The sequence below is a fragment of the Rhodococcus sp. IEGM 1341 genome (assembly GCF_030056895.1).
Classification (GTDB): Bacteria; Actinomycetota; Actinomycetes; order Mycobacteriales; family Mycobacteriaceae; genus Rhodococcoides.
Map to the genome: position 1 here is coordinate 112088 of NZ_JASHKV010000001.1, position 21307 is coordinate 133394.

Consider the following 21307-nt stretch of genomic DNA (forward strand, 5'->3'; position numbering starts at 1 on the left):
GAGCCTGCGGAACGACCGGAGAAACAGGTCAAGAGGAATCCCGTCCCGTCGTTGCTGACGTCCTTGTTGACCGACCATCTGGACCCGGGATACGGCGCGGCGGCTGCCGAACGGACGGCGCAGCACACTCGCAAGCCGCGGGTACCTGCCGCGCTCTGGTTGTTGGGCGGTGCGGTCGTAGTCGGGGTGATCTTCGGTATCGCGTTCTCGCAGCTGGCTTCCGGCGGTGCCGACGTGGACCGTGCGGGCTCCGATGCGTCGGCTGCTGTCCGCGCCGCGCAGGATCGCAGTGCCGAATTGGAAGCGACACAACAGGCACTGGTCGAGCAGGTGTCCTCGGAGCGTGACAGAGCTCTGCAGTCCGATGTCTCGGGCAGTGCCCTGCTGGACCGGTTGAGTGCTGTCGAATCCGCCGCCGGCATCGATTCGGTGACCGGCCCCGGGCTCTCGGTCGTCGTCACCGAGCCGGTGGCCGAGGACGCCACGTCGGATCGGTCGATTCGTGGGGGTTCGGGCGCAGCCGTGCTGGATCGAGACATCGCTGCGATCGTCAATTCGTTGTGGGCGAGCGGTGCCGAGGCGGTGTCGGTCGACGGTATTCGCGTCGGACCCAACGTGACCATCCGGCAGGCAGGCGGGGCAATGCTGCTGGACAATCGCCCGATCGACTCGCCCTACGCCATCGACGCGATAGGGCCGCCCCAACGCATCCAGGTCCAGTTCGTCGTCAGCGACGCCTATCTGCGAATGAGCACGGTGGCGCAGTTGTACGGCGTCGGATTCACGGTACGCCCGGCAACCGATCTCGAACTCGGTCCCGCCGCTGTGAGAGAGTCGTTCGTGGCAGAGGAGGTAGGCCGACGATGACGGAGCACGATCCACCGAGTGCCCACCCGGCGGAGTCCGACGTGCACGAACCGTCCGACTCGCCGATCACCCCCACCCACGGGGTCTACGCTCTTGCCGCGATCGCCGCTCTGATCGTAGGCGTCGTCATCGGGACGGTTGCAGGCCCGCAGGTTCCCGCCGTGGTTGCGCCCTATCTGCCGATTGCCGTAGTCGCGGCGATCGACGCGGTGTTCGGCGGTGTACGGGCTTTCCTCGACGGCATCTTCGACGCCAAGGTGTTCGTGATCTCGTTCGTCTTCAACGTCCTCGTCGCGGCTCTGATCGTGTGGCTAGGCGATCAGCTCGGAGTGGGAACTCAGCTGTCCACGGCAATCGTCGTCGTCCTCGGAATCCGTATCTTCGGCAACGCCGCCGCCCTGCGCAGGCGTCTGTTCGGTGCCTAGATCATGACGGCAGGCGGCGGTCGGCACGGATGGCGCGCGCGACGTCCCGGTGCACAGGGACGAAGGCGCGGAGCGGCATTCGGGGTTCTCGCGCTCGCGCTGTTGTGCGTCCTGGGAATCGGCCTGGCCACGCAGGTACGAGAGACGAGCACCGCCGATGGCCTGGAGAACTCTCGGCCCGAGGACCTGCTGGTCGTGCTGGACACCCTGACCCGACGCGAGGCGTCGATTCGGGACGAGATCAGCACCCTGCAGGCCACTCTGGCGACGCTGCGTCAGTCCGGATCGGGATCGGAGGCGGCGGTGGCGGAAGCGCAGGAACGATTGTCCGCGTTGTCGATTCAAGTCGGTACCGTCGCGGCACAGGGGCCGGGGGTGACACTGGTGATCGAGGACCCGAACTCGGGCGTGGGATCGGAGGTGCTGCTCGACGCCATGCAGGAGTTGCGTGCAGCAGGTGCCGAAGCGCTCCAGCTCGAGGGCGGCGGAAATGCCGTGCGCATCGGCGTCGATTCGTGGATCGCCGGTTCCGCGGGTCGGATCGTGGTCGACGGTAGAGAACTGCGTGCCCCGTACACCTTCACTGCCATCGGGGATTCGCCGACTCTCGCGTCGGCACTGAACATTCCCGGCGGGGTCGTCGACACGGTGACTCGCAACGGTGCCACGTCGAACATCGCGCAGTCGGACCAGGTCACGGTGTCCGCCTTGCGGGACCCGCGCCCGCGTCAATACGCTCAGCCCGGTAACTGACCGCCCGCTCGCCCCGGGCCACGATCGAAGGGAATGCCGCGTTGAGCGACATCGACACACCAGCTGATCTGTACTACACCCCCGAGCACGAGTGGGTGCAGCGCACGGGGCCTGCAACGGTGCGAATCGGTATCACCGATTTCGCGCAGGCGCAGTTGGGCGACGTGGTGTTCGTTCAACTTCCCTCGATCGGCGACACCGTGACCGCGGGCGCGTCTCTCGGCGAGGTCGAATCCACCAAGAGCGTGTCCGACGTGTTCAGCCCTCTGACCGCGAAAGTGGTTGCCGTGAACGAGGATCTGGACGGCGAACCGGAGAAGGTGAACTCGGGACCCTACACCGGAGGCTGGCTGATCGACCTCGAGGTTTCGACACCGGAGGAGCTGGACGCGGCACTGGCGCAGATGCTCGATGCCGCCGGATATGCTCTCATCACGGCCGAGTGATCGGCCGGCTGTCGACACCAGCCAACAGGCCACACGGCCACCACTGCGCAGGGTACGGTCGACACCGAGCGAATACCCTGTCGGGGCGAAGGTCCAGCAAGCTGTACGAAGCTACGCAACACCGAACGCCAAGCAACACCTGATGTGAAGACCATGTACTGCGTTACCCGCGGCGTTCTCTGCCCCGGGTGAACGGACTGAGAAGGAGTAACGGTGAGCCAGAACGACAACGACAGCAACTACGGGGAGTCACCGGCAGAGACCACCTCGGTCTTCCGTGCAGATTTCCTGCAGGAGCTGGACAACTCCGCGGCCGCCCAGAGCACCGAAGCTCCGGTATCGGGTGTCGAGGGGTTGCCTGTCGGTGCCGCGCTGCTCGTCGTCAAGCGAGGACCCAACGCCGGATCACGGTTCCTGCTCGACCAGCCCACCACCTCGGCCGGTCGGCACCCCGACAGTGACATCTTCCTCGACGATGTCACCGTCAGCCGTCGGCATGCCGAGTTCCGGCAGGACGAGGACGACTTCCAGGTCGTCGACGTCGGCAGCCTCAACGGCACGTACGTCAACCGGGAGCCGGTCGACTCCGCTGTGTTGGCCAACGGCGACGAGGTCCAGATCGGCAAGTTCCGGCTGGTGTTCCTCACCGGACCGCGGGGCGGCAACGGATCTCAGGTCGGCGACGCGTCTGCGGGTGCAGGAAGCCAGTGACCGCCGTCGGGCAGCAGTCCAACGGGGGGATGTCGATTGGCTCCGTCCTCGATCGACTTCGGCCCGACTTTCCTGATGTCACCATCTCGAAGATCAGATTTCTCGAAGCCGAGGGGCTGATCTCGCCGGAACGCACACCGTCGGGGTACCGGCGGTTCTCCATCGCCGATTGCGAGCGTCTGCGCTTCGTGCTGACCGCGCAGCGCGATCAGTACCTGCCGCTCAAGGTGATCAAGGAACAACTCGAAGCCATCGACCACGGGGTCGCGACCGTCGAACGGGCCGATGCGTCGGTCAAGCGTCCGCGGTCGCTGACAGTTGCCGCGGGTGAGGTCTCTCCGGAGGAGTTCCTGCCTGATCGTGAGGTTCGCATCGCCAAGGCAGATCTACTCGCTCAGGCGGGGATCGACGATGCGTTTCTGACCGAGCTGTTGCGAGCCGGCTTGATCACTCCGGGGCAGGCCGGTTTCTACGACGACGGAGCGGTGACGCTCGCCCGGACGGCGCACGCGATGTTGCAGTTCGGTCTCGAGGTGCGCCACCTCCGCGCCTTCAAGCTCGCGGCGGACCGCGAGGCCGGTCTGGTAGCGCAGATTGCCGGACCTGTGGCCAAGGGCCGAGACGCCGGTGCACGCGATCGCGCAGAAGAAATGATTCGCGAATTGGCTGCACTGTCCTTGACCTTGCACACCTGCCTGGTCAAAGCCGCGGTGCGCGGTGCACTCGACCGGTGACGCTCGCTCGCGTCGTTTCGACTTCCAATAGACTCGGCAGCGACGAGCTGAGCAAGTTTTCAGTGCAGCCCGGAATTTCTCGAGGTGAGAGGCAGACACGATGAGTGAGATGCGTGTGGTCGGTATTCGTGTCGAACAGCCGCAGAACCAGCCCGTGTTGCTGCTGCGTGAGGCTGACGGCGACCGGTACCTCCCGATCTGGATCGGCCAAACCGAGGCTGCCGCAATTGCTTTGGAGCAGCAGGGTGTGCAGCCGGCCCGTCCGCTCACCCACGATCTCGTCAAGAATCTGATCTCGGCGCTCGGGCACCAGCTCAAGGAGGTGCGCATCGTCGACCTGCAGGAGGGCACCTTCTACGCCGATCTGGTGTTCGACAAGGACATCAGGGTCTCCGCTCGGCCGTCGGACTCCGTTGCCATCGCGCTTCGGGCCGGGGTGCCGATCTTCGCCGAGGAGCCCGTGCTCGCCGAAGCCGGATTGATCATGCCCGACGAGCGCGAGGACGAGGTCGAGAAGTTCAAGGAGTTCCTCGACTCGGTTTCTCCGGACGACTTCAAGGCCACCGACGGGTAACAGAAGAGTCTCAACCTCAACTTTAGGTTCAGGTTTACGGCGCGTTGCGTTGAATCTGCACGAACGTCCCCATAACGTTCGTGCCAGTGAAGTTCATCGCCGTCGCTGGACCGATCCGGGTTCGGTTCACGCCTCTTCGATACCTGCCGAGGCGTACTCTGGCCTGGTACACGGTATGACTTCACGCGAGTACACCGAGGCATTTCCAGTGTCCCGGACGGATCGCAGTACTGACTCGATCCGAACGCAGTGAGACATCCGAGAGGGAGCAGTCAGTGGGAGATCAGCCGCAGCAGCATCACGGCCGTCGAGAGTCCGAAGCCGCAGGCCGGACCGAGGACACGCCGGTCGGTGCCGATGCTCGGGTCGACACCCCCGATCAGGCATCGAGCGCCCGAATCGAATCGCCCCAGGACATTCAACCGGGATTGTTCCCCGACGACTCCGTGCCCGACGAACTCGTGGGCTACCGCGTGCCGAGTGCGTGCCAGATCGCCGGCATCACCTACCGTCAGCTCGATTACTGGGCCCGCACCGGGCTCGTCGTCCCGTCCATCCGCGGCGCAGCGGGATCGGGAAGCCAGCGGCTGTACTCGTTCAAGGACATGCTCGTCCTCAAGATCGTCAAGCGGCTGCTCGATACCGGTATCTCACTGCAGAACATCCGCGTCGCCGTCGATCACCTACGCCAGCGCGGGGTGGGAGATCTCGCCAACATCACGCTGTTCTCCGACGGCACCACCGTCTACGAGTGCACGTCGGCAGAAGAAGTGGTCGATCTGCTCCAAGGTGGGCAGGGTGTGTTCGGCATTGCCGTGAACGGTGCGATGCGCGAGCTCACCGGCACCATCGCCGACTTCCCGGCCGAACGAGCCGACGGCGGTGAAAGCCAGCCGAGCCCCGAGGACGAGTTGGCGTCGCGCCGCAAGAATCGCGCGAGCCGCAAGACCGGCTAGACTTTCTTTCGTCGCGCCCGCGCGGGAGAGTTCCGAGGCATCCAGTCTCGGACGCCGAAGGAGCAATACCTCCCCGTCAATCTCTCAGGCACACGGACCGTGTGGGCTTCGACAACTCTGGAAAGTGGTGGGAGCACCCACCCGCCCAAGGGGAAAGGTGCCGGCGCGCTTCACTGGCGCGCCGTGTCCGACCGAATCTCTCAGGCGCACGCGTCAGCGGGCACACGACAGAGGGGGAGGAGCGGCCGGAGCGCATGCCTCGGTCGTCCGACGCCTCGTCTTGGGAGCACATCGTGACCGACCGAACCGGCTCGCCCGCACACACTTTCGTCGACCGTCACATCGGCCCCGACGCCGCCGAGTTGGTCCGCATCCTCGACACCATCGGCGTCGACAGTCTCGACGAGCTGGCCCGCAAGGCCGTTCCTTCGTCGATCCTCGATACCGTGGTCGACGGCGTTCCCGACGGGTTGGCGACGCTACCGCCCGCGCTGAGCGAGCACGAGGTGCTCTCAGCACTGGCCGACCTCGCCGGGCAGAACACCGTGGCGACGTCGATGATCGGCCTGGGCTACTACGACACTCTCACACCGCCGGTGCTGACCCGAGGCATTCTGGAGAACCCGGCCTGGTACACCGCGTACACGCCGTATCAGCCGGAGATCAGCCAGGGGCGACTCGAAGCGTTGCTCAACTTCCAGACCATGGTTGCCGACCTCACCGGCATGGACGTGGCCAATGCGTCGATGCTCGACGAGTCGACGGCGGCCGCCGAATCCATGACCTTGATGCGGCGCGCGAACAGGGCGTCGAAGTCGCCTCGGCTACTGGTCGATTCCGATATCTTCCCGCAAACCGAGGCCGTGTTGGCCACTCGCGCCGAGCCGCTGGGCATCGAATTGGTCTACGCCGATCTGACCGACGGCCTGCCCGACGGAGAATTCTTCGGTGTGCTCGCGCAGCTGCCCGGAGCATCGGGCCGTCTTGTCGATCACACGGCGATCATCGAGGCCGCGCACGAGAGGGGGGCCCTGGTTGCAGTGGGAGTGGACCTATTGGCTGCCACCGTGGTGACCCCGCCCGGTGAGATCGGCGCAGACGTCTGCTTCGGAACCACCCAGCGGTTCGGTGTTCCGATGGGATACGGCGGACCGCACGCGGGCTACCTCGCAGTGCGGTCGGGTCATTCCCGTCAGCTGCCCGGTCGGTTGGTCGGGGTCTCGCTCGATGCCGACGGTCACCGCGCCTACCGGCTGGCGCTGCAGACCCGTGAGCAGCACATCCGCCGTGAGAAGGCGACCTCCAACATCTGCACCGCTCAGGTCCTGCTGGCCATCGTCGCTGCGATGTATGCCAGCTACCACGGCGCGGACGGATTGCGTGCCATAGCAACTCGGGTGAACGCGCATGCTCGAACCGTGGCGGCAGGCCTGCAGAAAGCAGGTATCGAGGTGGTGCACACGGACTTCTTCGACACCGTCCTGGCGGCCGTCGCTGGTAAGGCTCAGGCCGTCGTCGACGCTGCCAAGCAGCGCGGGATCAATCTGCGGCTTGTCGACGCCCACCACGTGGCCGTCGCGTGCGACGAGGCGACGACGCCCGAGCACATCGCGAACGTGCTCGCCGCGTTCGGTGCAGAAGCCGCAGGTTCCGGGGCCGAGTCGTTGCCGGCGAACATGACTCGAAACTCGAAGTACCTCACGCACCCGGCATTCACCAGGTACCGGACCGAGACGGCCATGCTGCGGTACCTGCGCGCGTTGTCCGACAAGGACATTGCGCTCGATCGCAGCATGATTCCGCTGGGTTCGTGCACGATGAAGCTGAACGCCACCGCGGAGATGGAGTCCATCACCTGGCCGCAGTTCGCCCGTCAGCACCCCTTCGCTCCGTCCTCGGACGTGCCCGGTCTGCTGAAGGTGATCGCCGACCTGGAACGGTGGCTCGTCGATATCACCGGCTACGACGCGGTCAGCCTGCAGCCCAATGCGGGAAGCCAGGGCGAGTACGCGGGACTGCTCGCCATTCGCCGCTACCACCTCGGCAACGGCGATGCCGAACGCACCGTCTGCCTGATCCCGTCGAGCGCCCACGGCACCAACGCAGCCTCGGCCGTGATGGTCGGGATGCGCGTGGTGGTGGTGGCCTGCCGTCCCAACGGTGACGTCGACGTCGACGACCTGCGCGCCAAGATCGCCGAGCACGCCGACACCCTCGCGGCGATCATGATCACCTATCCCTCCACCCATGGCGTGTACGAGCACGAGATCTCCGAGATCTGTGCTGCGGTCCACGACGCGGGCGGTCAGGTGTACGTCGACGGTGCCAACCTCAACGCCCTCGTCGGTCTGGCGCGCCCGGGCCGATTCGGCGGCGATGTCAGCCACCTGAACCTGCACAAGACGTTCTGCATCCCCCACGGAGGCGGCGGGCCCGGCGTCGGACCCATCGGTGTGCGGTCGCACCTACAGCCGTACCTGCCGGGTCACCCACTGGCCCCGCAACTCGGTTCGGGACCGACGGTGTCCGGTGCCCCCTACGGCAGCGCCTCGATCCTGACGATCACGTGGGCCTACATCGCGATGATGGGTGCGACGGGGCTCCGGCAGGCGACGTTGACGGCGATCGCGTCGGCCAACTACATCGCCCGTCGCCTCGACGAGTACTTCCCGGTTCTGTACACCGGCGACAACGGCATGGTTGCCCACGAGTGCATCCTCGATCTGCGGGGCCTGACCAAGGACACCGGAGTCACCGTCGACGACGTAGCGAAGAGGTTGGCGGACTACGGCTTCCACGCGCCCACGATGAGCTTCCCGGTGCCGGGAACTCTGATGGTCGAGCCGACCGAGAGTGAGAACCTCGAGGAGATCGACGCGTTCTGCGATGCGATGATCGCCATCAGGGGAGAGATCGATCGCGTCGGATCGGGCGAATGGACGGTCGACGACAACCCACTTCGAGGTGCACCGCACACCGCTCGGAGTCTGGTTGCCGAGTGGGATCACCCGTACTCACGGGAACTCGCTGCCTACCCGGCGGGCTACGACCGTCCGAAGGTGTGGCCGGCGGTGCGTCGCATCGACGGTGCCCACGGAGACCGCAATCTGGTGTGCTCGTGCCCACCGATCGAGGCGTTCGCCTGAGCCGAGAACAGAGCCCGCCACGGCGACGTGGCGGGCTCTGGTGTGGTGGTGTCGGAGGCTTCTAGCCCCGAGTCAGTTCGAGCATCGCGATCTCGGGCGGAGCGGCCACCCGCACCGGTGGACCCCACGCGCCGGCACCCCGGGTGGTGTAGAGCGTGGTGTTGCCGATCGTGTCCAGCCCTTCGACACTGGGCTGCTGCAGCGGAACCAGATAGCGGATCGGCCAGATCTGACCCCCATGCGTGTGACCGGACACCTGCATGTCCACTCCGAAGTCCGATGCCTCCACCGCCTGCAACGGCTGATGTGCCATCAGCAGTACGAAGCGATCAGGATCGATCCCGTCCAATGCCGCGGCCAGATCGGGTTCGTACGGAGCCGGTGCGGTGGCGTCGTTGATGCCGGCGATATCGATGGCAGCGTCGCCACGAGTGATCGTCGTTCGCTCGTTTCGCAGCACGTCGATGCCGAGCGTCGACCAGAAGTCGAGCCATTCGCCGCCGTCGCCCGCGTAGAACTCGTGATTGCCGCTGACGGCGAACACACCCAGCGGCGCTTCGAGATCGCGTAGCGGCTCGAGATCTTCTCCCACCAGAGCAACCGTCCCATCGATGAGATCACCGTCGAGGAGCACGACATCGGGATTTTGGTCGTTGATCGAATCGACGACCTTCTGCACGAAATCCGCGCCGCGGGAGGGGCCGACATGGAGATCCGACACCAACGCCACTCGGACGCCGTCGAATTCGGCCGGTAGCCTGTCGAGCACGACGTCGGTGTTCGTCGCACGCGGAGTCGCCGCCTCGACGAGTCCGTATCCCACTGCAACCACGCTGACGAGTGCCACCGCCGCCGAGCCGATCCGCGACACCCGCAGTCGAACAGCGGACGAATCGCGTTCACGAGCCGCGAACACCACTCTCACGACGGTGCAGACCACGGCCACCAGAATCGTTCCCAGGAACAGGTACAGCACCACGGCGAGCCAACTGAGGCCGACGAAGGCGGGTCCTCGTGCCCAGGACGGATCGAACTCCACGCCGCTGCCGAAACCGATCACCGCACCCAGCCACAGCAGTGCCAGTGCAGCATCGACAGCTCGTTTGGGACGTGTCGGCATCCTGGTCACGGAGAGAAACCGCCAGTGCAGGAACAGGGTGATGAGGAGTAGAAAAACGCCGACAAAAATTACACGAGACATGTTCTAGTACAGCAACTTTCCGAGTAGATCGATGAATTCCGGTGAATCGGACGTCGGTACGGTCGTGGCAGTGCCGCCGGTACGGGCCGCGATGTCGGTGAACGCAGTCGCGTTGGGGTTGTCGCCGATCATCACCACGTTCACTGCGACCGGACGCGCGGCATCGGACGCCGAGTTCAGGTCGGTGAGCAGTTCTTCGGGGGACAGGGGTGAATCGTCCGGTCCATCGGTGACGAGGACCACCGAATTCACCCGGCCCGGAACGTATCCGGCTACAGCATCGGCGTACGCGACCAGTACGGATGCGAACGTGAACGACGCGCCCGCGGGCGTCGACGCGGCCGCGCTGGATTCCAGAGCAGCCCGCCTGGACGTCGGCCCGATCGCAGCCGACATCGGCCCGGTCGGAACGTCGACCCGGAAGGGGAGTGAATTGTCCAGATCCTCGCCGAAGCTCCACAGCCCCAGCTCGGTGGCGTCGGGCACTCGTTGGAACTGCTCGCTGAGAGCGCGAACCGTGTTCTGCAGCCGAGTCGCGCTGCCTTCGGACGTGCCCATCGACTCGGATACGTCGAGCAGCACCGTGGCGCGGCGCGGCAGGACCGGGCTTCGCAGCACGGCCAGCAGTGCGTCGGCCACCGATCCGGAGGGCGCAGCGAGGGCATCGGCGTCCTGGGTCTCGCCGACGCCGAAGCCCGCATCCGTGAGCAATTGCGCACCGTCCGGCTGCCGGACGAAATCGACGAACGCGGCGGCCGCCCGAGTCGATGTCTCGTCGCCGGAGAGTACGGCCGCGGGATGATCGGCAACGGGAGTGGGGCCCTGAGGTTCGACGGCGGTCAACGTCGACGAATCGGTCGATGCCAGTTGCTGCTCGGTGACCGGGACCGCGTGGACGGGGGCATCGGAGCCGGGCGCGTTCTCCAGTGCCGCGAGCGCGTCGTAGGTGGTGGATTCGGACGTCGCGGAGGCTCCGGTGTCGGTAACGGCCAGCTCCGACACGGCCGAGACCACTTCTCTGGACGAGGCCTGTTCCAGGGTCAATTCGCTGGTCGGATCTTCGCGTATCCCGGCAGCGATTGCGGCGAGCGCCAGTGTGGTTGCGCCGGAATCGGATCCGGTCGGTAGTGCGAGACGGAGTGCGCCCCACTCGCCGAGGCCGAATGCCTGCGGATCACGTTGCAGGCGGACCAGGTCGGCCCAACTTGCCGTGGCCAGAGCGTCGGCCACGGCAGACGGCACTGCGAGCACTACCGGACTCGACGCCAGTGGCCGCGGGGTGCCGTCGACTGCTCCGCGGTCGGTCACGGCCTCCACGTCACCCGACGATTGGGGTATCCACAGGCCCGGCCGTGCACCGAGTGCGCCGACGTCCCAGTTGTCGATACCGGCGTTCAATGCCGTCCGCACAGCATCGGAGGCGGTAGCTCGAACCTGCACCGTCACACAGTGATCTCGCACCACCGGTGCGGTGTCGTTGAACCGGGAAGCCAGTTGTTCGACAGGTCCGGAGATGTCGGGATCGGCGGCGACAGTGAGCACCGCCGATCCCTCCACACATGTGTCGGCAGCTTCGACCCCTTGGTCGAAGATACGATCCCGCAGTTGAAACCATCCGAAGACGGCCGCGACCAGCACCACGATCGTGATCACGACGATCACGGGTCCGGCGGCTATCGAACGCCCGCGCCCTGTGTTCCGATGTTCACCCACGTGATCGACAAGTCCGTCAGGCGTTGACGGCCTTGTACTCCCGTCGGCGACGATGCAGGATCGGCTCGGTGTAGCCGTTGGGCTGGCTGGTGCCCTGGAAGATCAGGTCACTGGCAGCCTGGAAAGCGATGTTGGTGTCGAAGTCGGGAGCCAACGGCTTGTACGTCGGATCGGCTTCGTTCTGGCGGTCCACCACCGGTGCCATCCGCTTCAGCGACTCGCGCACCTGGTCTTCGGTGACGATGCCGTGGCGCAGCCAGTTCGCGATGAACTGACTCGAAATACGAAGCGTCGCACGGTCTTCCATGAGTGCGATGTCGTTGATATCGGGCACCTTCGAGCAGCCGACGCCGTGGTCGATCCACCGCACCACGTAGCCCAGGATCGACTGCGAGTTGTTGTCGAGCTCGTTCTGCTTCTCCTCGTCGGTCCAGTCCGTGGACGGCGCGAGAGGAATTTCGAGAATGTCGTCGACGGTGGCGCGCTTGGCCTGTGCGATCTCGTGCTGGCGGGCGAAGACATCGACCTTGTGATAGTGCAGGGCGTGCAAGGTCGCTGCGGTAGGCGAGGGAACCCACGCGGTGTTGGCTCCGGCCTTGGGGTGGCCGATCTTCTGCTCGAGCATGTCGTGCATCAGATCGGGCATGGCCCACATGCCCTTACCGATCTGCGCCTTGCCTTCGAGGCCTGCAGCCAGACCGGTGTCGACGTTGAAGTCCTCGTAGGCCGCGATCCACTTCTCGCCCTTCATAGCACCCTTGCGCACGACGGGACCCGCCTCCATCGAGGTGTGGATCTCGTCGCCGGTGCGGTCGAGGAAGCCGGTGTTGATGAACACGACCCGCTCGGATGCGGCCTGGATGCACGCTTTGAGGTTGACCGTCGTGCGGCGTTCCTCGTCCATGATGCCGACCTTGAGTGTGTTGGTCGGAAGGCCGAGGACCTGCTCGACACGGCCGAACAGCTCCGCGGTGAACGCGACCTCGTCCGGTCCGTGCATCTTGGGCTTGACGATGTACAGCGAACCGGTGCGTGAGTTGGACAGCACGTTGTCCGAGGTCAGCGAGTGCATACCGGCGAGCGAGGTGAACAGCGCGTCGAGAATTCCCTCGGGCACCTCGTTGCCGTCGGCATCGAGAATCGCATCCGAGGTCATCAGGTGACCGACGTTGCGGACGAACAGCAGCGAGCGACCGTGCAGTGTCAGTTCGGAACCGTCGACCGAGGTGTAGGTGCGGTCCTTGTTCATCGCACGAGTGAAGCTCTTGCCGCCCTTGGAGACTTCCTCGGTCAGGTCGCCCTTCATCAGACCGAGCCAGTTGCGGTAGCCGAGGACCTTGTCGTCCGCATCGACTGCAGCGACGGAGTCCTCGAAGTCCATGATGGTGGTGACAGCCGACTCGAGCAGAACGTCCTTGACTCCCGCGCCGTCGGTCTTGCCGATCGGGCTCTCGGGGTCGATCTGGATCTCGAAGTGCAAGCCGTTGTGGACGAACAGGATCGCCGACGGCGCATCCGGGGTGCCCTGGTAACCGAGCAGCTGTGACGGATCCTTCAGCCCGACGGTGCTTCCGTCGGCGAGAGTCACCGTCAGAGACGCTGCGTCGACGACGTATCCGGTGGTGCCGACGTGCGAACCGGAGCTCAGGGGCAACGCTTCGTCGAGGAAGTCCCGCGCGAAGGCGATGACCTTGTCGCCGCGGACCCTGTTGTAGCTGGTGCCCTTCTCGGCACCGTCGGTCTCGGGAATGGCATCGGTTCCGTAGAGAGCGTCGTACAGCGAGCCCCACCGTGCGTTGGACGCGTTGATCGCGAACCGGGCATTGAGCACCGGCACCACGAGCTGAGGCCCGGCCGTGGTGGTGATCTCGGTGTCGACACCGGAGGTGCTGATCTGGAAGTCGGCCGGCTCGTCGAGCAGGTAGCCGATCTCCTTCAGGAATGCCTTGTACGCGGCGCGGTCGTAGTTCGGCCCCGCGTGCTCACCGTGCCAGGCGTCGACCTTGCCCTGGATCTCGTCGCGGACAGCGAGCAACGACTTGTTCTTGGGAGCGAGATCGGCGATCAGCGACGCGGCACCGGTCCAGAAGGCATCCGAATCCACGTCGGTACCCGGCAGCGCTTCCTTCTCGACGAAATCGAATAGGACCTTGGCGACCTGAAGTCCACCAGCCTGCACACGATCGGTCATGAATTCCTCACTCTTTCCGGTCATGGACACCGGTGACCGGTGTCCCCACGACAACGCTGTCGATGTTACTCGGCGGTAGGTCCGACGCCGAACTCGCCGCCGATCAGTAAATTCTGGCATCGAGCGATCAACGCCGAGCGCAGAGGTGCCGCTTCGCTCGACAACTCTCCCTGCGCGCGCACATATTCCGCTCGTCCGGCCGCGGTCTCTATTCGAATGGGTTCGAGATCGTAGTCACTCAGGTCGTACGGGCTCGCGCGCATGTCGATCGTTCGCGCGTGCAGAGCCAGCTCGAAGCAGTCGGTGAGGAACTCGGAATCGATCAGCGGTCCGAGCTTGTAGCACCACTTGTACAGATCCATCGAGGCGTGAATGCACCCGGGTTGCTCGGATGTCAGACGCGACTCCGCTGACAGCGTAAGAGCATTGCGCGGCGCAGCATCGGGAGTGAAGAAGCGGAAGGCGTCGTAGTGCGTGCACCGCAACGTCATCGAATCGACCACGGCATCGGTTCCGTCGTGTCCCAGACGCAGTGGCACCTGCTCGTGACGCTGCGCCGACGTTCCCCCGCGGTAGACCATCGCCCACTCGTGCAGTCCGAAACATCCGAGCACCGGCGGCCTGTCTCGGGTGGCGGAGAGCAGGCCGAGGGTGAATTCGATGCTCGATCGTCGACGCTCGACCAGATCCGACCGCACCCGAAAACCCGGGCCGTCGGCGGTGTCCACCTGCTCGTAGGACGCGAACTCCGCGTAGTCACGCGCACGATCGCCGGTGAGTACGACGCCGTGACCTGGATTCCATCGGCGTAGCTGACCCGGGCGGTGACTGTAGTAGGTGAACAGAAAATCGAGCACCGGATGGACGCCGCCGTGGCCCCGGTCGGTCAGATAATCACCGACGAGGTTCTCCACCCGCGCCGTATGCGCAGCACGACGAGCGGTCCACTGCCCTTCGCTCACCAACGTCGAATTGGGCATTCACGCGTTCCGTGGGGGAGTAGTCGCAGGCTTGAAGTTGGACGACGATTGACCCGGACGGGGACCGGCCACCCGGTGTGTGCCGTCCCGAACCGTACCGACGAACTCCTCGACCAGGTCCTCGAGCGCGACGATACCGACCGTGGCACCGGTCGCGTCGTGCACGGCACCGAGGTGGCTGCTGGCCCGACGCAACTTGGTCAACGCGTCGTCGAGCACCGTGTCGATGGAGACCACCGGCAGTGCTCGCACATCACTGCGGGGAATGACCGTGTCCGGTCCTGCCGACTCGTCGGCCATGTCGTCGAGTACGTCCTTGAGGTGCAGGTAGCCCACAAGTGCACCCGAGGCGTCGCGAACCGGATAGCGCGAGAATCCCGTTTCGATGACGGCTCGTTCGACCGAGCCCAGGGTGGGTCCGAGGGTGTGATCGGGACCGGACAACTCGATACTGCGAACCTGGTGCGAGGGAATCAGAACCTCACCCACCGTTCGGCCGGACGTTTCCAGGGCCTGCCGCAGTCGTCGATGCTCCTCGGCGTCGATCAGTCCCTCGGATCGTGATTCGCCGATCATCTGCGACAACTCGACCGCCGATACCGAGGAACTCAGCTCGTCCTTCGGCTCGATCCGCAGCAGTCGAAGGGTGAGGTTGGCGCACATGTTGTAGAACGAGATCAGCGGCAGTGCCACCTTGATGAACAGCAGATGGATGGGCACCAGAACCATGGCGGTGCTCTCCGGGCCTGCGATCGCGATGTTCTTGGGCACCATCTCACCGATGAGAATGTGCAGAACGACCACAAGCGTCAATGCGATGGCGAAGGCGATCGGGTGCAGGAAGGACTCGGGAATGCCGACTGCCTCGAGCGGAACCTCGATCAGGTGTGCCACTGCAGGCTCTGCCACACGACCGAGAAGAATGGAGCAGATCGTGATGCCGAGCTGTGCAGCGGCGAGCATCTGCGAGAGGTTCTGACCGGCCTCGATCACGCTCTGAGCGCGCTTCTTGCCCTGTGCGAGCAGCGCTTCGAGGCGATCCCGCCGGGCCGAGATCAGTGCGAACTCGGCTCCGACGAAGAATGCGTTGCCGGCGAGCAGTAGAACGGCGAGACCGACTCCGAGGAAATCACCCATCGATCTCACCGTCCGATCTCATCCGAGCCACCGCTGCCGCGTCGACGGGCAGGAGCACCACCCGGTCGATGCGACGGCCGTCCATCCGAATCACCCGTGCCACCCAACCGCCGTCTCGTTCGAGCGGATCCTCGTTCGCCGGCGGAGGCAACAGAACTGCGTCCCCCTCGGTCGGAATGCGACCCAACTCCGTCAGAACCAGACCGCCGATGGTCTCGTACTCGCCCTCCGGTGCGGAATATCCCGTGGCCGACGCGACCTCGTCGATGCGCAGCAAGCCTGCGCAATCCCAACCGTCGCCCGATCTGGAGACGTCGAGTTCGGGTTCGTCGTGTTCGTCGCGCACGTCACCGACGATTTCCTCGATCAGATCCTCCATCGTGACCATGCCCGCGGTTCCGCCGTACTCGTCGACGACGAGAGCGACCTGCATACCGTCGGCGCGTACCCGTTCCATCACCGCGTCGCCGTCGAGGCTGGACGGTACGACAGGAACGTCGCGTGCCAGGGACTCGACGGTCGTAGACCGGCGATGCGCTCCGGCAACGGTGAACGCATGCTTGATGTGAACGACGCCGATGGTGTCGTCCAGATCGCCGTCGACCACCGGAAAGCGCGAGAAGCCGGTCCGCGCAGCCGTTTCGATCAGATCGGCCACGGTCGCGTCGGTGGCGAGCGTTTCGATCTTGACTCGCGGCGTCATCAGTTCCTCGGCCGTACGATCGCCGAACTGCAACGACCGATCCACCAGCCGGGCAGTGTTCTCGTCGATCGATCCCTGCCGTGCCGACGTGCGAACCAGTGAACCCAGCTCCTGCGGCGACCGCGCGGATCTCAGTTCCTCGGCCGGCTCGATCCCGAGCCGGCGTACCAGCCAGTTCGCCGAGCCGTTGAGCCCGTTGATGGCCCATTTGAAGACCAGCGAGAACCCGGCCATCGCGCCGGCGGTGACCCGAGCGGTCGACATCGGTTTCGCGATGGCGATGTTCTTCGGAACCAGCTCACCGAAGATCATCGAGAACGAGGTGGCCAGGATCAGCGCCACCGCGAGCGAGATGCCTGCGGAGAGGGTCTCGGATGCGCCCAGCGCGTCGGCCACGGGTCGGATGAAGCCGGCCAGTACCGGTTCGGCGAGGTAACCGGTGATCAGAGTCGTGATGGTGATGCCGAGTTGGGCACCGGACAGCTGAAAGGACAGTGTCTTGTGGGCGTGCAGAACTTGGCGGGAGCGCAGGTCGCCGTTCGCTGCCTGTGACTCGACGGCACTGCGTTCGAGAGCAGTGAGCGAGAACTCGGCCGCGACGAACAGCGCGGTGCCGGCCGTCAAGGCGACGAAACCGAGCAGGCTGACGATGGTAAGAAGAAGTGCCACGCGTCAACTCCGCCTGAGCCGTGACCGTCGAAGCTGGGACAGGAGCATCGCGCCGCCGGAGTGCACGTGGCTGCCGAAATCTGTGTCGCCGGGTTTCTCTCCCGGCTCGATAGAGGATCCCTCCGAAGTGGAACCGTCGTCGTGTTGTTCCGCAGTTGCCGCGACGGCAACCGAGATAGTGGGTGCCTCGGGCACCTGATTCCCTTCTGTCCGGTTCGCGCTGTGGTCCCACTCCGTGAGGAGCCGACCGTTCGGCCACCTGTCGAGAATCGAAAGCTCGAATGTCCGACGAGTGGCGAGCGCGAACTACTGTGTTTGCTGTGGGTGAGTCTAACCGTGCCCGACCGTCACCACCCGGAGGGCAGGGGCCGACCCTCGGCGAATCCGGCGGCGGACTGGACCCCCAGAACCGCTCGTTCGGCCAACTCCGGAAGCGAACGGGCTCCGGCATAGGTACAGGTACTGCGAACTCCGGCACAGATGTGATCGATCAGATCCTCGACACCCGGCCGATCGGGATCGAGGCGCATCCGCGAACTGGAAATGCCCTCCTCGAACAAGGCCTTGCGAGCCCGGTCGAATGCCCCGTCGGTAGCGGTACGGGCGGCGACGGCTCGCTTGGACGCCATGCCGAAGCTCTCCTTGTACCGATTGCCCGATGCGTCCACTCGCAGGTCGCCGGGCGACTCGTAGGTGCCGGCGAACCACGAGCCGATCATGACGTTGGCGGCACCGGCAGCCAGTGCGAGTGCCACGTCACGAGGATGGCGCACACCGCCGTCGGCCCACACCGACGCCCCGAGTTCGGCCGCCGCAGCGGAGCAATCGGCGACAGCCGAGAACTGGGGGCGTCCGACGCCGGTCATCATGCGTGTCGTGCACATCGCTCCCGGCCCGACACCGACCTTGACGATGTCCGCACCGGCCTGCACCAGATCGCGCGTGCCCTGGGCGGAGACCACGTTGCCTGCCGCCAGGGGAACGCCGAGATCGAGGGAGCGCACGGCAGCGAGGGCTTCGAGCATCTTCTGCTGATGTCCGTGAGCGGTGTCCATCACGAGCACATCGGCCCCGGCCTCGACCAGTGCGGTCGCCTTATCGGCCACGTTGCCGTTGATACCGACCGCGGCAGCGATACGGAGGCGTCCCGACGCGTCGACTGCAGGCGCGTAGATGCCGGTTCTGATCGCGCCGGTCCTGGTGACCACACCTGCCAGGGAGCCGTCGTTCTCGACGACGACGGCGAGGTGGGCGTGTGCCGCCTCCATCAGCTCGAAAACTTCCTTGGGCGACGCGTGGCGAGGGGCTCGCACGAAATCGGCCGACGCCACGGAACTGAGCCGCGCGAATCGGTCGACGTCGGCGCAGGCACCCTCGGCCACGACTCCGATCGGCTTGCCGTGTTCGACGATCACGACCGACCCGTGTGCACGCTTGTGCATCAGCGCCAAGGCGTCGGACACGGATGCATTGGGGCCGAGGACCACCGGTGTGTCCGCGATCAGGTCACGACTCTTGACGAATGCGACGGTCTCGGCGACGGCCTCGGTGGGGAGATCCTGTGGGATCACGGCGATCGCTCCGCGACGCGCGACGGTTTCGGCCATTCGCCGTCCCGACACCGCGGTCATGTTCGACACGACGATCGGAATCGTGGTGCCCGAACCGTCGACCGTACTCAGGTCGACATCGAACCGCGACGTGACGTCGGTCCGGTTGGGGACGAGAAAGACATCGTCGTAGGTGAGATCGTAGGGCGGTCGGTGACCATCGAGGAACTGCACGTTGATCGAGACTACCGGTCGGGCGCGATCGGCGGGGTCGACGCCCCGTCCACCGTCTCCCTTTCGATGCGAGTCGACGCCTGGGTCTGCGACAGTCGAATCGTCGCGGCGATCATGACGGACACCGCTACGGCGATGACGGCGAGGGAAGCCCCGTCGGTTCTGATTCGCTCGTCCAGGACCGTGATGCCGATGAACGCAGCGCCGAGGGGCTCGCCGATCGTGACGGCAGGCATGGACGCGGACAGCGGACCGACTTGAAACGCGCGTTGTTGGAGGTAGAAGCCGAGAACTCCCGATCCGACGAGGGCGTAGGTCTGCCAGGCCGTCAACGCGCCGAACCTCTCGTTCTCCACGAGGTCGGTGACCAACTTCGTCAGAGCCGCGGCCAGACCGAACAGCAACCCTCCTGCGGCTCCGAGCAACAGGGCCCGCACACCGGGGGCGGTCAGGAGCAGACCTCCCACTGCTGCGCCGCCGATCACGACCGCGGCGACGATCAGAGGAACGATCCAGTCGGACAGAGGGGCGTCGGTGTCACCTTCGCTGGGGTCGCCGACCACGATGAACACCGCGAGGGCGGCGGCAAGCAGGAATGCGAGCACCCACGTCGAAGCAGGGAGAACCCGGCCCGCCAATTTCGCCGACATCGGGAGTGCGAACAGCAGGGCGGTGACGAGCAACGGCTGCACGACCAGGACCGAACCGACCCACAGTGCAGCGATCTGAACGGCGTAGCCGCCCCCGTCGCCGAGTACGCCCACCCACCATCTGGGGCTTCGGATCAGAGCCGAGAGCAGTGACGTTCCCTCGGGGACCGACGCCGCGGCGCTCTGCTGTGCCACCGACGCACAGGCGAACAGGAATGCCGAAACCAGGGCGAGCGCGATCGACAACCACGACGCGGTCACCCGCGTCGTCCTCTGTTGCCGCCCCGCCTGCCCCCGGCCCGCCCGCCTCGCTCGTGTCGGACGGGCGCAGCACCGCGCCGCGAGCCACGTTGTGCCGGTGGTTCGACCGCTTCGGCCGGGAGCGGCCTGCCGATGGGTGTACGCGCCCCGGTCAATCGACGCCACGAGGTGGGATCGCTCTCGGTGTCGACCACCGTTGCCGAGACACCGGCATCGCCCGCCATCGCGCACACGTGATCCACCTGTTCGGCCGTAGCCAACGTCACGACGGTTCCGCTGGAGCCGGCGCGGGCAGTGCGACCTGCGCGATGCACGTAGTCCTTGGAATCCAGTGGTGGGTCCACGTGGACCACGAGGCTGACGTCGTCGACGTGAACCCCACGTGCCGCGACATCGGTCGCGATCAGCGCGGTCGATGCGCCGTCGCCGAAAGCGGCCAGCGAACGTGTGCGGTGCGCCTGAGTCTTGTTGCCGTGCAACGACGATACCGGTACGCCCAGCCGGCGACAGTCGTCGGTGAGCCGGTCGACCGCGTGAGTGGTGCGGACGAACAGCAACGTGCGCCCGTCCCTGTTGGCAAGTGCGGCAGCTACTTCTGTCTTGCGGCCGGCATCGACCCTGAACACGTAATGCGCGATGTCCGGTTCGCTCACCGACTCCGCGGTGGAATGTTCGGCCGGATCGCTGAGGAACTTCTCGACCAGGCGGTCGACGTCTCCGTCCAGGGTCGCCGAGAACAGCAGCCGCTGGCCGCCGGTCGGTGTCGCAGCGAGAAGCGAATCGACCTGGGGCAGAAATCCCATGTCCACCATGCGATCTGCCTCGTCTATCACGGTGACCTCCACTCGATTCAACGTGATCGAACGACGCTCGAGGAGATCGTTGAGGCGACCGGGGGTGGCCACCACGATGTCGATTCCGCGCTGGATCTCTCTGACATTGCGCTCGAGCGGAACGCCGCCGACCACGCCGACGCTGCGCAAGCCGAACGTCGCACCGTGGACGTCGAGCACTTCCTGGATCTGGAGCGCGAGTTCGCGAGTGGGAGCCAGCACGAGTCCACGCGGTGCACCGGGCTCGCTGCGTCGGCCGGCAAGCCGCACGAGCAGCGGAAGCCCGAACGCGAGAGTCTTGCCGGATCCGGTCGGAGCACGGCCCAGCACATCGCGACCCGCGAGCGCATCTGGCAGGGCGGCGGACTGGATCGGAAACGGCTCGGAGACACCCGCTTTCCTGAGCGAGTGCACGAGAACCACGGGCAGTCCCAGTTCTGCGAACGATCGAACGGATTGACCCGGCATGGCTGTGACCATACCGCTGCGTCGGCCGTGCGTCGGAATCTTCTTGTCGGTGCCCCGCGCAATACTCGGGGCAGAACGCATGTTCGATCGGCGTTCGACACCGTG

The 21307-nt window shown here is 65.5% G+C and carries 18 protein-coding genes and 1 riboswitch; of the genes, 9 read left to right on the plus strand and 9 right to left on the minus strand.

Annotation, left to right across the window (positions count from 1 at the left end):
* Positions 1-51: 51 nt before the first annotated feature.
* The 9 genes from QM615_RS00460 (at position 52) to gcvP (ending at position 8612) form a co-directional block, all read left to right on the plus strand.
* Positions 52-867, plus strand: coding sequence for a DUF881 domain-containing protein (locus QM615_RS00460; RefSeq protein ID WP_262498323.1), 816 nt, complete (start codon positions 52-54; stop codon positions 865-867).
* Positions 864-1292 carry a small basic family protein gene (locus QM615_RS00465; protein WP_149405722.1) on the plus strand — a complete coding sequence of 143 codons (429 nt, stop codon included), beginning with the start codon at positions 864-866 and terminating at the stop codon, positions 1290-1292. The genes QM615_RS00460 and QM615_RS00465 overlap by 4 nt, the downstream gene beginning before the upstream one ends.
* Before the next feature lie 3 nt (positions 1293-1295).
* Positions 1296-2045 (plus strand): DUF881 domain-containing protein, encoded by a 750-nt coding sequence (locus QM615_RS00470; protein ID WP_149405723.1) that lies wholly within the window; start codon positions 1296-1298, stop codon positions 2043-2045.
* Positions 2046-2086: 41 nt separating this feature from the next.
* Complete coding sequence (gcvH, locus tag QM615_RS00475; protein ID WP_068047421.1) at positions 2087-2491, plus strand: glycine cleavage system protein GcvH; 405 nt, start codon at positions 2087-2089, stop codon at positions 2489-2491.
* Between the two features lie 213 nt (positions 2492-2704).
* Positions 2705-3202 (plus strand): oxoglutarate dehydrogenase inhibitor Odhl, encoded by a 498-nt coding sequence (gene odhI / locus QM615_RS00480; protein WP_032377955.1) that lies wholly within the window; start codon positions 2705-2707, stop codon positions 3200-3202.
* Positions 3199-3936, plus strand: a complete 738-nt coding sequence (gene ftsR, locus QM615_RS00485) for a transcriptional regulator FtsR (RefSeq protein WP_037189245.1) — start codon at positions 3199-3201, stop codon at positions 3934-3936. Before odhI ends, ftsR begins: the two co-directional genes overlap by 4 nt.
* Before the next feature lie 100 nt (positions 3937-4036).
* Positions 4037-4510, plus strand: coding sequence for a bifunctional nuclease family protein (locus tag QM615_RS00490; protein WP_149405724.1), 474 nt, complete (start codon positions 4037-4039; stop codon positions 4508-4510).
* 398 nt (positions 4511-4908) lie between these two features.
* Positions 4909-5466 carry a MerR family transcriptional regulator gene (locus tag QM615_RS00495; protein WP_094642346.1) on the plus strand — a complete coding sequence of 186 codons (558 nt, stop codon included), beginning with the start codon at positions 4909-4911 and terminating at the stop codon, positions 5464-5466.
* Between the two features lie 12 nt (positions 5467-5478).
* Positions 5479-5576: riboswitch (glycine riboswitch) on the plus strand.
* A 144-nt stretch (positions 5577-5720) separates the two neighbouring features.
* Entirely contained in the window at positions 5721-8612 is a 2892-nt protein-coding gene (gene gcvP / locus QM615_RS00500) for an aminomethyl-transferring glycine dehydrogenase (protein WP_262498324.1), read from the plus strand.
* A gap of 61 nt (positions 8613-8673) precedes the next feature.
* On the opposite strand, the gene QM615_RS00505 is transcribed toward gcvP, so the two are convergent.
* The 9 genes from QM615_RS00505 to QM615_RS00545 form a co-directional block, all read right to left on the minus strand.
* Positions 8674-9813: a metallophosphoesterase gene (locus QM615_RS00505; RefSeq protein WP_149405726.1), complete on the minus strand. Its 1140-nt coding sequence runs from the start codon at positions 9811-9813 to the stop codon at positions 8674-8676.
* A gap of 3 nt (positions 9814-9816) precedes the next feature.
* Positions 9817-11475, minus strand: a complete 1659-nt coding sequence (locus QM615_RS00510; protein ID WP_262498325.1) for a substrate-binding and VWA domain-containing protein — start codon at positions 11473-11475, stop codon at positions 9817-9819.
* Positions 11476-11542: 67 nt separating this feature from the next.
* A complete protein-coding gene (locus QM615_RS00515) occupies positions 11543-13717 on the minus strand; it encodes a malate synthase G (RefSeq protein WP_149405727.1) in 2175 nt (724 codons plus the stop codon).
* 65 nt (positions 13718-13782) lie between these two features.
* Entirely contained in the window at positions 13783-14697 is a 915-nt protein-coding gene (locus QM615_RS00520; protein ID WP_068047392.1) for a 3-methyladenine DNA glycosylase, read from the minus strand.
* Positions 14698-15834 (minus strand): hemolysin family protein, encoded by a 1137-nt coding sequence (locus QM615_RS00525; RefSeq protein ID WP_149405728.1) that lies wholly within the window; start codon positions 15832-15834, stop codon positions 14698-14700.
* Positions 15827-17206 (minus strand): hemolysin family protein, encoded by a 1380-nt coding sequence (locus tag QM615_RS00530; RefSeq protein ID WP_149405729.1) that lies wholly within the window; start codon positions 17204-17206, stop codon positions 15827-15829. Before QM615_RS00530 ends, QM615_RS00525 begins: the two co-directional genes overlap by 8 nt.
* 347 nt (positions 17207-17553) lie before the next feature.
* Positions 17554-18990 carry a GuaB1 family IMP dehydrogenase-related protein gene (locus tag QM615_RS00535; RefSeq protein ID WP_149405730.1) on the minus strand — a complete coding sequence of 479 codons (1437 nt, stop codon included), beginning with the start codon at positions 18988-18990 and terminating at the stop codon, positions 17554-17556.
* A gap of 11 nt (positions 18991-19001) precedes the next feature.
* On the minus strand, positions 19002-19901 hold the full coding sequence (locus QM615_RS00540; protein ID WP_094671513.1) for a DMT family transporter: 900 nt from the start codon (positions 19899-19901) through the stop codon (positions 19002-19004).
* On the minus strand, positions 19898-21283 hold the full coding sequence (locus QM615_RS00545) for a DEAD/DEAH box helicase (protein ID WP_262498326.1): 1386 nt from the start codon (positions 21281-21283) through the stop codon (positions 19898-19900). Before QM615_RS00545 ends, QM615_RS00540 begins: the two co-directional genes overlap by 4 nt.
* Between the last annotated feature and the right edge of the window lie 24 nt (positions 21284-21307).